Genomic DNA, 11,985 nt, shown 5'->3' with positions numbered 1-11,985 from the left:
CCGGCCTCTTCATGGGGCGCCGCGGCGTCCTCAGGGGGCGCAGGCGGCGTTCAGCGCCGCCACCTCCTCGGAGAGCGCACGGGCCAGCACGTCGAGGTCCGGCACGGCCTCCGCGTCGGCCACGAGCCCGTAGTGGACCTGTCCGCGGTACGTCGAGATGGCCACGGAGAGGGCCTGGCCGCGGGCGAGCGGTGCGAGCGGGAACACCTCGTTGAGCGGGCAGCCGCCGAGCTTCAGGCCGAGGCTGGGCAGCGGCACGCTGGTGACGAGGATGTCGAAGAGCAGCCGGGCCGCCTGGCCGAGGACGGGTCCGCCGATCCGGTGCCCGAGCGGCGGCACGTGCTCGGCGAGCAGCGCGACGGCGCCCGCTCCCCGGTTGGGCCCGGCGTCCTTGTTGCGGTCCATGGCCACGCGGACGGTACGCAGCCGTCCGAGCGGGTCCGGGTCGTCGACCGGTAGCCGTATCAGGTACCCGGAGAGCTGGTTGCCCTGCGGGTGGGCGGTGCGCGGGCGGCGCTTGGAGACGGGGATCAGGGCACGCGGCGCGACGCCCTCACTGCCGTCGCCACGCTCGTCGAGCCAGCGGCGCAGGGCGCCCGCGACGACGGCGATCAGGACGTCGTTGACGGTGCCGCCCACGGTCTTGCGGACCCGGTGCACATCGTCGAGGTCGACAACCACGCCCGCGATGCGGCGGGTGCCGGTCGGCTGTGAGGTGAGGGCGGGTGAGGACCGCACGTCCAGCGTCGCGCGGGCGACGGAGGTGCCGATGTCGAGGGCCCGGCCCACGTCGGAGAGGGCGCCGCGGATCAGGCCAGGCAGGTCGCGGATGTCCGGGAAGAACCCCCGGGGCGGCTCGGCGGGGCGCGGGCGGGGCTCCGGCAGATCCATCGGGTCCATGATCGCGGCCGCGAGCATCAGCGCCCGCAGGCCATCGGCGAGCGCGTGGTGGAACTTGAACAGCACGGCGAAGGACACACCGTCCTCGCCGGGCAGCACATGCGCCTCCCACGGCGGCCGGCCGCGCTCCAGCGGGCGCTCCATGAGCCGGCCGGCCTCGGCGTGGAAGTCGGTGGTCGGCGCGTGCAGCGTCACGTGGTCGAGCGGCTCGAAGTCGGGCGTGGGCTCGCGGGTCGCACCGCCGAAGGCCGGCGGGAAGGTGAGCGGCTGCCACACGTCACGGATCCGCATGCGGAGCCCGGGGACTCCGGCCGCGCGGGCCGCGAGCAGCTCGGCGGCGTGCGCGCCCGCGGTGGGTGAGTGGGCCGCGAAGACCCCCAGAGCGCCGAGGTGCATGGGGTGCTCGGCGGACTCGATGTTCCAGAACGCCAGGTCGAGTGGTGCGAGCAGGTCGGAGGTCAAAGGCTTGCTCTCGCGTCGACGACGGGTGAACAAGCAGTCAAACCCGGGCAGGCGATTACGGTCAAGTACGATCAAGCTACGCTCAGTTAACAGCAGATTAAGTCCAGCCACGCGTCCCGCCCCGCTGGGAGGGGCGGGACGCGTGTGATTTCGGTCAGGCAGTCCCGCAACCCGCCGGGGTCGCCCGGGACGCGTCACGGATCAGCGCCTCGTGCGCGGCCCTCATCCGCTGCACATCCGGCTTCAGGACTCTGCGGTCATAGGTCAGGAGCCCGTTGAGCTCGCCTTCGACATCCGAGATCTGTGTGTAGACGGCGCCGTTGGATCCTCGGCAGGCCAGCTGACGCACCTCGTCGAGGCGGGCCAGATAGTCGTCCGTGTAGGTCGCCGGGTCCACGTCGACGTACGACTGCTGCACCGACCAGGCGTGGCCCGGTACCGCGAGCCCGAGGCCGCCGTACTCGCCGGTGACCAGCGCCCGTCTCCCGTCGGGGGCGGGTGGCAGCGCGGGACTCGGATACCCGTGTTCGTCCATGATGTCGCCGGTGCCGCCGTCGGCTCCCAGGTTGAGGCCGGACATGCTGTTCACCAGCCGCGTCGGATCCCAGGACTTGGCCTGGTCCGCGATGCGGGCCTCGTCGTACTGCCCCCAGCCCTCATTGAAGGTCACCCACATGACCACCGACGGGCTGCTGATGTGCTCGTCGATCATCTGCTTCATCTCGCGCTCGTACTCGGCGCGGGACTCCGCGTCCGGGTTCACCCCGGCGGTCATCGCCGGCATGTCCTGCCAGACCATCAGGCCGAGCCGGTCCGCCCAGTAGAACCAGCGGTCGGGCTCCACCTTGATGTGCTTGCGTACGGCGTTGAAGCCCAGCTCCTTGTGCGTCCTGAGGTCGTACGCGAGGGCCTCGTCCGTCGGCGCCGTGTGCAGACCGTCGGGCCAGAAGCCCTGGTCGAGGGTCGCCATCATGAAGACGGGTTCACCGTTGAGGACGGTGCGCGGGGTGCCGTCCACCTGCTCCACCGCGATCGAGCGCATACCGAAGTAGCTGCCGACACGATCACGGCCGACGGTCACCTTGAGGTCGTAGAGGAAGGGGTCGTCCGGGGACCAGAGACGCGGATCGGTGATCTTCAGGGTCAGTGGCTGTCCGGTGCGGCCGCGGACCGTGGCGACCTTGTGCTTTCCGGCGTACGCCGTCGCCGTGACCGCCAGGCCGTCCCGGACGCCCTTGGCCTCTATGGCCAGTTGACCGTTCGCGACGTCGGGCGTGAGCTTGAGCGAGTCGATGTGGTCGGCCGCGACGGGCTCCATCCACACCGTCTGCCAGATACCGAAGGACGGGGTGTACCAGATGCCGCTGGGGTCCAGGCGCTGCTTGCCGACGGGCGGGTTCTCGCCGTCGGCCGAGTCGGTCGGGTCGTACACGCCGACGATGAGCTCCTGGGTGCGGCCGGGTTTCAGCGCGTCGGTGATGTCGGCGCTGAACTTGTCGTAGCCGCCCTGGTGTTCGGCGACCTTGACGCCGTTGACGTACACCTCGGACTGCCAGTCGACGGCGCCGAAGTTGAGCTGGAGCCGCTTGCCGGAACCCACCTTCCAGTCAGGGGGGACGGTGAAGGTGCGGCGGTACCACATGCGGTCCTCGTGCCGCTCGATGCCGGAGAGCTGGGACTCGACCGGGTACGGGACGAGGATCCGTTCGCCGAGAGTCCTGCCGACCGGCGGCTGCTCACCCGCCGTGGCCGCGGCGAACTGCCAGCGTCCGTTGAGGTTCCGCCAGGCGTCACGGGTCAGTTGGGGCCTCGGGTATTCGGGGAGCGCGTTGTCCGGCCCGACCTCGTCGGCCCACGGAGTGCGCAGTTCGTACGTGGAGTGGTTGGGGCCGCTGCTCCAGAAGGCACCGATCGCCTTGTCGGCGGTGCCGAGTCCGCCCTGACCGTCGTAGCGGACGTCGGCGATGCCGGGTGCGGTGCCGGTCTTGTTGCCGACGACGGGTTCCTTGAGCGTGACCAGAAGGGCCTTGGGGTCGGCGGAGTCCAACTCGGCTGATCCCAGCGGCCACTTGGCGCCGCCGATCACCGCTTCGATGTGGTCGGTGACGGTCGCCGGGGGCGCGGCGAGGGCGTGCGCGAAGTCGAGCTTGAAGGTGCGGCCGTCGCCCAGGACCGTGGTGGCGATGGCGCCGTCGTAGCCGTAGCCGTCGGGCAGGCGGAACGCGGACTGTGGGACGGCGACCTTGCTGCCGCCCGGCTCGGTCCAGCGCAGGTGGAGGTTGGAGCCGCCGTAGTGCTCGAAGTACTCGAGTTTGAAGTCGTAGGCCTGACCTGCCGTCAGGTCGACTGGCGCGGCGGTCTGTTCGCGGTCCCAGTCGTCGACCCAGTGGTCGATGGCGAGCTTGCCGTCGATCCAGAGGCGGAAGCCGTTGTCACCGATGATCGAGAACGTGGTGGGCCCGGTCTTCGCGGGCACGATCCTGCCGGTCCAGCGGACGCTGACATCGTTGTCCTGGCCCGTGGCGGACTTCAGGCGGGATTCCAGGTTGCCGAAGTCGAGGTTCGGGTCGAAGCCGGTGGCCTTGAGCTCATGGAAGTCGAAGGCGCCGGGGGCGGACTGGGTGTAGTACTCGCCCTTCAGTCCGTGGGTCTCCACGGGGTCGTCGGCGACCGCGGGTACGGCGGTCAGTCCTGCGAGGCCGAGAGCCCCGGCGAGCAGTAACGCGAGTCGGTCTCTGAGTCGTCTGATACGCACGGATCCTCCTCGTTGAGGACGGGTGTGGCGGCTCTTGCTCAGGTGGTACAACGTTGTCATCAACGGCAGTTGGCATGACAACACAGACACCGTTTTCTGTCCAGGAACATGACAAACGGCCCTGGTGAGCGGTCCGTCCACCAGGGCCGTTTGTCACACTTCTACGAAACGCGCTGGCCCTTGCCCAGCGCGATCACCCCGCCCTTGGAGACCGTGTAGAGCTCGGAATCCCGCTCCGGGTTGACGCCGATCGTCGCACCCGGCGGCACCTCGACGTTCTTGTCGAGGACCGCGCCGCGCACGACGGCACCCCGCCCTATGTGGACGTTGTCGTGCAGCACCGAGCCCTGGACGACGGCCCCGGGGTCGACGACGACTCCCGGCGAGAGCACGGACCTGGTGACCTGCCCGCGGATCAGGCAGCCGGCGCTGATGATCGACTCACTGGCGATGCCACCGGCGTTGAATCTCGCCGGCGACAACTGCCCGGAGTGGGTGTAGACGGGCCAGCTGCGGTTGAAGAGATTGAAGGCGGGGCGTTCGGCGATCAGGTCCATGTGGGCGTCGAAGTACGCGTCGAGGGTGCCGACATCGCGCCAGTAGCCCTGGTCCCGGGTGGTCTCGCCGGGCACGTGGTTGTCGCTGAAGTCGTACAGCTGTGCCTCGCCCCGGTCGGTGAGCATGGGCAGGATCGAGCCGCCCATGTCGTGCACCGAGTGCTCGTCCTCGGCGTCCCGCTGGAGCGCCTCGATCAGGGCCTTGGTGGTGAAGATGTAGTTGCCCATCGAGGCGAAGACGCTGTCGGGGTCGTCGGGCAGGCCGGGCGGGTCGGCGGGCTTCTCCAGGAAGCCCTGCACGGTCTGGCCGTCCGAGCCCGGACTGATGACCCCGAACGACGAGGACTCGGCGCGCGGCACCCGTATACCCGCCACGGTCACGCCCGCGCCGCCCTCGATATGCTGGGCGAGCATCTGCCGCGGGTCCATCCGGTAGACGTGGTCGGCGCCGAACACCGCTATGTAGTCCGGCCGTTCATCGTGCACCAGGTTCAGGGACTGCAGGATCGCGTCCGCGCTGCCCAGGTACCAGCGCGGGCCGAGCCGCTGCTGGGCGGGGACGGGCGTGACGTAGTTGCCGAGCAGGCTCGACATCCGCCAGGTCGTGGTCACATGCCGGTCCAGCGAGTGCGACTTGTACTGCGTCAGGACGCAGATGCGCAGGACGTCGGCGTTGACGAGGTTGGACAGGACGAAGTCCACGAGGCGGTACGTGCCTCCGAAGGTGACCGCGGGTTTCGCGCGGTCCGCGGTGAGGGGCATGAGCCGTTTGCCCTCTCCACCCGCAAGTACGATTCCCAACACCGAAGGTCCACCGCGCCGCATGCCGCCGCCCCTCTGAACACGGTCGGGCCAAACTCTCCTCGCGGAGCCTGGCCCCTGTTGCTGAACTGCCTGTCCGATGGTTACCCCGGTTTGAGGACTTCTTCGTACAACTGGACGGTGCGCCGGGCGACCGCGTCCCAGCCGAACTCCCGCACCGCGCGCTCCCGTCCGGCCTGTCCCATCCGCCTGGCGGCCTCGGGGTCGGCGAGCACCGAGTCGAGAGCGATCGCCAGATTGGCTTCGAAGTCCCCCTCGACCTGCACCAGGACGCCCGTCACCCCGTCCTCGACCACCTCGGGAATCCCGCCGACCCGCGAGGCCACGACGGCCGTTCCACAGGCCATCGCCTCCAGGTTGACGATGCCGAGCGGCTCGTACACCGAAGGGCAGACGAAAACGGCGGCATGCGTGAGGAGTTGGATCACCTCCGGGCGCGGCAGCATCTGAGGGATCCAGTGCACTCCTTCGCGTACCCCGCTCAGCTCCTGGAAGAGGTCGCGGAACTCGCGGTCGATCTCCGGGGTGTCCGGTGCGCCCGCGCACAGCACCACCTGCACGGCCGGGTCGATGTCCCGTACCGCGCGCAGGAGGTGGGGCACGCCCTTCTGGCGCGTGATGCGGCCGACGAAGAGGATGTACGGGCGGCCGGTGTCGATGCCGATGCGGTCGAGGACGTCCGTGCCGTGGTCCGGCTGGTAGAGGGCGGTGTCGATGCCGTTGTGCACGACGCGCACCTTGGCCGGGTCCAGGGCGGGATAGCAGGTGAGGATGTCCTCGCGCATGGCGCCGGAGACGGCGATGACGGCGTCCGCGGCCTCGACGGCGGTGCGCTCGGCCCAGCTGGAGAGGGCGTAGCCGCCGCCGAGCTGCTCGGCCTTCCAGGGGCGCAGCGGCTCCAGCGAGTGGGCGGTCATGACATGCGGTATGCCGTACAGGAGCTTGGCGAAGTGGCCCGCGAGGTTGGCGTACCAGGTGTGCGAGTGGACGAGTTCGCGGCCTTCGAGGGCGGCCGCCATGGAGAGGTCCACGGAGAAGGTGCGCAGGGCGTCGTTGGCGCCGTCGAGCGCGGGCCAGGGACGGTGGCGTACGACTCCGTTCGCGACGCCTTCGCCCCAGCAGTGCACGTCCAGGTCGGTGAGGGCCCGCAGCTCCCGGGCAAGGAACTCGACATGGACGCCCGCACCGCCGTACACGTCCGGCGGGTACTCCCTGGTCAGCAGTCCGACTCGCACTCAGAACCCCCGTCGTAGCGACTGGTGCCCTCATGGTCACTCACCTGGGGCGGATGGGGAAGAGCTCGGCTTCCCCCACGAGGCTTTCCCGCTCAGGGGTTTCATGAACACGGCCGCCGTCAATGCTTTGGCGGTCGGGTGAAGCAGCAGTCGCCGCAGAGTCCCCCTCCGGGGAGTCGGTAGTAGAGGCAGCAGCTGCGACGGCGGAGCGTGGCGGGGTCGAGAGTGCCGGAGAGGTCGGAGTGGGCGAAGAGTTCGGCGGCGAGCGTACGGGCCCGGCCACTCACTTCCGCACGGCCGTTGGCCTGCGCCCAGCGGTCGAGTTGCCGCACGGCGCCGGCCAGGGCCGATCCCGCGTTACCCCACAACAGGCCTGCGGAGATGTGGCAGCGGGAGCGCAGGGCCGCCGCCAGCGGCACGAGGTGACCGCCACGTACGACCTCGCCGATCGCTTCCACGGGCAGGGGGCGCACCTCGGACAGCCACAGGTCGTCCAGGGCACTGCCGGCCGGATCCCAGTGCAGCAGGCGGGGGTCGAGGTCGGGCAGCCGCCCGTACAGCGCGGCGGTGCCCAGCGCGACGGACCACAGGCGGGCGGCGAGGGCCTGGTGCGCCACCGAGACGGCGATCCGCGGTTCGGGCGCCTGGATACTCTGCGCGACCTTATGAATCCGGAAAGTTATCGGATCCGCGTAAACATCGTGGCCGGTGTCGAGTCGTGGTGCCGTGTACGCCTGCGCGAGCGTGGGCAGCGGGCCGCGCGGCGGTACGCCGGTGCGTAGTACGAAGAAGCCGCCGAGCGGGCCGAGCGCCGCGAGCTGGGGGTCGAGGTCCACGAAGAGCAGTAGTACCAAGTCCCCTAGGGGGTCCCACCAGTGGGCCCGCCTCCTCTGTCGCCCACCTTGGGTATGACAGATGGCGATTCGTACTCCATCGGCAGTAGGACCCAATGACTGCTCAGGTACGACGACGCGAACAGTTTCGCGGGGCATCGTAGTCACCATGGAAGCCGACCGTTCGTGGCGCCGGGCACCGCGCCCCCGCCGTACGCAGAGGAGGGACTCATGAGCGCCCTCGCTTTGTCCGTGTTGCTCTCGTTCGTCTCCGCCGTCGCGTACGCCGGCGGAGCGATCGTGCAGGAGCAGGTCGCGGTGACCTCCCCGGAGCAGACGTACGCGCCGCTGCGCAGGCCGATCTGGTGGGCCGCGGTGGCGCTGAACGGCCTCGGCGGGCTGCTGCACGTGGTGGCGCTCGCCTACGGCCCGCTGAGCCTGGTGCAGCCGCTGGGCGCGCTGACCATCGTGTTCGCCCTTCCCATGGCGGCCCTGTTCGTCGGCCGCAAGGCCGGGGCGACCGCCTGGCGCGGCGCGATCATGGCCACGGTGGGCCTCGCGGGCCTGCTGTCGCTGGTCGGCTCCACGGACTCACACTCCCTGGGCAGCACCCAGCGCGTGGTGCTGGCCGTGGTGACCGGCGGCGCCGTGGTGGCGCTCATGGTGGCGGGACGCGCCGCGCACCGGCATCCGGCCGTGCGCAGTGTGCTGCTCGCGGTCGCGGCGGGCATCGCCTTCGGTATGTCCTCGGTGTTCACGAAGACGGTCGCGGTGGACTGGACGAACCAGGTCTCGCTGGCCGACCTCCCCAGCCTCGCCGTGATCGGTGTCTTCGCGACGGCCGGAATGCTGCTGTCGCAGGCCTCGTACAAAGGCGCCGGTCTCGCCGCGCCGCTGGCCACGCTGACGGTCGTGAACCCCGTCATGGCGGCCGCCGTCGGCATCACGATGTTCGGAGAAACCTTCCGCTACGGCACGACGGGCACCGTTCTCGCACTGGGCTGCGGGGTCGTCGCGGCGGGTGGCCTGATCCTGCTCACGACAGAGCGGATCGGCGGCACACGGCGCGCGCCGGTATCAGCCGAGCTCGCGGACAGCTCGGCTGCTGTACCGATTGAGTCGATCCCGGTTCCATCCGCCGCACTGACGGTTGCCGAACCGGCCGGCGAGTCCCATGCCGAGTCGGCGGTCGAGGGGCTGCTCTCGGCGCTTCCCGAGCAGCCCGTCGGCCCGGTCGGCGCGGCCCGCGAGGACATTTTCGTACCGGGTCCCCTACCGGCGCCCGCGTCGGAGAGCACGCCCGAGGACGCGGAGCCGCCGGACCAACTGCCCTACTACACCGCTCTGTACGGCGCGCCCTACGTACCCCTGCCGTTCATCAACCACCACCGCACCCGAGTCAGATCCTGACGCCGCCCGACCTCAGGTAGGCGACCGGGTCGACGTCAGAACCGAAGCCGGGCCCCGTCCGCACCTCGAAGTGCAGATGCGGGCCCGTGCTGTTGCCGGTGGACCCGGAGCGCCCGATGCGCTGGCCGCCCGCCACGCTCTGCCCGGCCTTCACGGAGATCGCGGACAGATGGGCGTACTGCGTGTACCGGCCGTCGGCGTGCCGGACGACCACCTGATAGCCGAAGGAGCCACCCCAGCCGGCGCTGACGACACTGCCGGCCGCGACCGACTTCACGGACGTGCCGGTGGGCACGGGGAAGTCGACGCCCGTGTGGTAGCCCTTCGACCAGGAGGATCCGGTGGCGTGGTAAGCCGTGCCGGTGGCGGCGTCCACGGGGGCGACGAGGGTGGACGTCTTCTTGTCGGCCGTATCCGTCGTGGACTTCGAGGTCGTCTTGGGCTTCGGGGTCGTCTTCGGCTTCGGAGTCGTCGCTGTCGACTTCGGTTTCGTCGCGGGCTTCTTGGGCGTGGTGGACGTCGAGGCGGAGGCGCCGCCGGTGCCCGTTCCGGAAGCCGTGTCGCGCAGGCTCAGCCGCTGCCCCGGGAGGATCAGATCCGGGTCGGAGCCCACGGTCGTGCGGTTCGCGGTGTAGAGCTGCTGCCAGCCGCCCTGGACGTCCCGGGAGTCGGCGATACCGGAGAGTGTGTCGCCGTGGATGACGGTGTACATCTCGGCGGTGCCCGCCCGCGACTGGGGCGTGGTCTGCGGCTGCACGTCCTGCACGGTGCGCTTGGCGCTCTGGGGGCTCTTGGTGCTCTGGGAAGTGGCCGGGGCAGGGCTGATGTCGGGGGTGTCGCCGCCCCGGGTCAGACCGGCGCGGGCGGAGCACACCGGCCAGGCGCCGGGCCCCTGGCCCTTGAGCACCTTCTCCGCGATGGCTATCTGCTGGTCCTTGGTGGCCTGATCCGCACGCTGTGCGTAGACGTTGCCGCCGTACGCCTCCCAGGTGGACTGGCTGAACTGCAACCCACCGTAATAGCCATTGTCGGTGTTGATGTTCCAGTCGCCGCTGGACTCGCAGGCCGCCACCTTGTTCCAGGTGCTCACGTCGGCCGCGTGGGCGACACTGGTTCCGACGAGCGGGAGCGCGATACCCGCGCCGCCTGCCGTGACGGTGAGGGAGGCGCGGTTGATCCTGTTCGGCTGATACCGGCGGTGCCGGCCTCGTATGGCCATGAAGGAGCCCCCTCGACATGCTCAGGAGCGGCAAAAGTAAACGCTGCGAACAGGCCATGACAAGAGGGCAATCAGCCGACCCATCGCCTCAAGTGACCCGGAATCCACCATGGTTACGCGACCACTGAGGCGAGTGGGGCCTCCGCTGCGTACAGAACACCGCCAAGTCAGGTGACACAGCCACGGCGGCGCAATACTGGCTGGCAGCACGGCACTACCGACTTACAGCAGCTATGGGAGTCAACGGTATGAGCACTTCAGCCCAGATCGGCGTCACGGGTCTCGCGGTCATGGGGCGCAATCTCGCCCGCAACTTCGCACGCAACGGCTATGCCGTCGCGTTGCACAACCGCACCGTGGCACGGACGAACGCGCTGGTGGAGGAGTTCGGTCACGAGGGCGATTTCGTGGCGGCCGAGACCGCGAAGGAGTTCGTGGAGGCGCTGGAGCGTCCCCGCCGCCTGGTGATCATGGTGAAGGCGGGCGAGCCGACCGACGCGGTGATCCAGGAGTTCGCCCCGCTCCTGGAGCCCGGCGACATGATCATCGACGGCGGCAACGCCCACTTCGCGGACACCCGGCGCCGGGAGGCCGACCTGCGCGAGCAGGGCATCCACTTCGTCGGCATGGGCGTCTCGGGCGGCGAGGAGGGCGCGCTGAACGGGCCGAGCATCATGCCGGGCGGTCCTGTCGAGTCGTACGACTCCCTCGGTCCGATGCTGGAGAAGATCTCCGCGAAGGCCAAGGACGGGGCGCCCTGTGTGACGCACGTGGGCCCTGACGGCGCCGGGCACTTCGTGAAGATGGTGCACAACGGCATCGAGTACGCGGACATGCAGCTGATCGGCGAGGCGTACCAACTGCTGCGTGATGTGGCCGGTTACTCCCCCGCGCAGATCGCCGACATCTTCCGCACCTGGAACACCGGACGGCTCGACTCCTATCTGATCGAGATCACGGCCGAGGTCCTGTCGCACGTGGACGCGGCGACGGGCAAGCCCTTCGTCGACGTGGTGGTGGACCAGGCGGAGCAGAAAGGCACCGGCCGCTGGACCGTGCAGATCGCGCTGGACCTGGGCGTTCCGGTGTCCGGTATCGCGGAGGCGGTCTTCGCCCGCTCGATCTCGGGCCACGCGGCGCTGCGGGACGCGTCCCGCGGGCTCGCCGGGCCCACGGCCTCCCCGCTGGGCGAGGCGGAGGCCGCGGCGTTCGCGGACCGGGTGGAGCAGGCGCTGTACGCGTCGAAGATCGTGTCGTACACGCAGGGCTTCCACGAGATCGCCGCGGGCAGCGACGAGTACGACTGGAACATCGACCTCGGCGCGGTCTCCGCGATCTGGCGCGGCGGCTGCATCATCCGCGCGGCCTTCCTGGACCGTATCCGGGCCGCCTACGGCACCCGCCCCGACCTGCCGAGCCTGCTGTCCGACGAGACGTTCGCGCAGGAGATCGCCGCGGCGCAGGACGACTGGCGCGAGGTACTGGTCGCCGCGACCCGCCAGGGAGTGCCGACGCCCGGCTTCGGGGCGGCTCTCGCCTACTACGACGCCCTGCGCGCCGAGCGCCTGCCAGCCGCGCTCACCCAGGGACAGCGGGACTTCTTCGGTGCGCACACCTACCGGCGCACGGACCGTGAGGGCTCGTTCCACACGCTGTGGGGCGGGGACCGGTCCGAGGTGGCCGGCTGAGCCGGGTCCGGTACTACAGACCGGTGGCCCGGTGCGGAGGTTCCGCACCGGGGCCCCCGGCGGTTGTCCGAACCCGGGGAGAGATAGGAAGAGCGGGGGGTGGG

The 11,985-nt window shown here is 70.0% G+C and carries 8 protein-coding genes; 2 read left to right on the top strand and 6 right to left on the bottom strand.

Going from position 1 to position 11,985, the window contains the following annotated elements; all coding sequences use genetic code 11:
• Nucleotides 1–30: 30 nt before the first annotated feature.
• The 5 genes from AB0N66_RS21945 to AB0N66_RS21925 all read right to left on the bottom strand — a co-directional run bounded on the left by AB0N66_RS21945 (nt 31) and on the right by AB0N66_RS21925 (nt 7,585).
• Nucleotides 31–1,362, bottom strand: a complete 1,332-nt coding sequence (locus AB0N66_RS21945; protein WP_365437580.1) for a wax ester/triacylglycerol synthase family O-acyltransferase — start codon at nt 1,360–1,362, stop codon at nt 31–33.
• Nucleotides 1,363–1,516: 154 nt separating this feature from the next.
• A complete protein-coding gene (locus AB0N66_RS21940; RefSeq protein ID WP_365437577.1) occupies nt 1,517–4,117 on the bottom strand; it encodes a PA14 domain-containing protein in 2,601 nt (866 codons plus the stop codon).
• A gap of 161 nt (nt 4,118–4,278) precedes the next feature.
• A complete protein-coding gene (gene glgC, locus AB0N66_RS21935; protein WP_365437574.1) occupies nt 4,279–5,499 on the bottom strand; it encodes a glucose-1-phosphate adenylyltransferase in 1,221 nt (406 codons plus the stop codon).
• An 80-nt stretch (nt 5,500–5,579) separates the two neighbouring features.
• Nucleotides 5,580–6,731: a glycogen synthase gene (gene glgA, locus AB0N66_RS21930; protein ID WP_365437571.1), complete on the bottom strand. Its 1,152-nt coding sequence runs from the start codon at nt 6,729–6,731 to the stop codon at nt 5,580–5,582.
• Between the two features lie 119 nt (nt 6,732–6,850).
• Nucleotides 6,851–7,585: a (2Fe-2S)-binding protein gene (locus AB0N66_RS21925; RefSeq protein ID WP_365437568.1), complete on the bottom strand. Its 735-nt coding sequence runs from the start codon at nt 7,583–7,585 to the stop codon at nt 6,851–6,853.
• A gap of 210 nt (nt 7,586–7,795) precedes the next feature.
• Between AB0N66_RS21925 and AB0N66_RS21920 the strand changes: the two genes are divergently transcribed.
• Nucleotides 7,796–8,974: a DMT family transporter gene (locus AB0N66_RS21920; protein ID WP_365437565.1), complete on the top strand. Its 1,179-nt coding sequence runs from the start codon at nt 7,796–7,798 to the stop codon at nt 8,972–8,974.
• Here AB0N66_RS21920 and AB0N66_RS21915 read toward each other — a convergent pair.
• Nucleotides 8,964–10,193: a transglycosylase family protein gene (locus AB0N66_RS21915; protein ID WP_365437562.1), complete on the bottom strand. Its 1,230-nt coding sequence runs from the start codon at nt 10,191–10,193 to the stop codon at nt 8,964–8,966. The genes AB0N66_RS21920 and AB0N66_RS21915 overlap by 11 nt on opposite strands.
• A gap of 248 nt (nt 10,194–10,441) precedes the next feature.
• Here AB0N66_RS21915 and gndA point away from each other — a divergent pair, with 248 nt between their 5' ends.
• Nucleotides 10,442–11,881 (top strand): NADP-dependent phosphogluconate dehydrogenase, encoded by a 1,440-nt coding sequence (gene gndA, locus AB0N66_RS21910; RefSeq protein ID WP_365437559.1) that lies wholly within the window; start codon nt 10,442–10,444, stop codon nt 11,879–11,881.
• The last annotated feature ends 104 nt before the right edge of the window (nt 11,882–11,985 follow it).

This window comes from Streptomyces sp. NPDC093544, from assembly GCF_040683495.1.
In the GTDB taxonomy this organism is placed as follows: domain Bacteria; phylum Actinomycetota; class Actinomycetes; order Streptomycetales; family Streptomycetaceae; genus Streptomyces.
Note: the sequence above shows the minus strand (reverse complement) of the source record. Positions and strands in the feature narration are given on the sequence as shown.

Excerpts from the sequence above, each read along its gene's own strand:
- AB0N66_RS21920 (WP_365437565.1), top strand. The coding sequence starts at position 7,796 with ATGAGCGCCCTCGCTTTGTCCGTGTTGCTCTCGTTCGTCTCCGCCGTC.
- AB0N66_RS21915 (WP_365437562.1), bottom strand. The coding sequence starts at position 10,193 with ATGGCCATACGAGGCCGGCACCGCCGGTATCAGCCGAACAGGATCAAC.
- glgC (WP_365437574.1), bottom strand. The coding sequence starts at position 5,499 with ATGCGGCGCGGTGGACCTTCGGTGTTGGGAATCGTACTTGCGGGTGGA.
- gndA (WP_365437559.1), top strand. The coding sequence starts at position 10,442 with ATGAGCACTTCAGCCCAGATCGGCGTCACGGGTCTCGCGGTCATGGGG.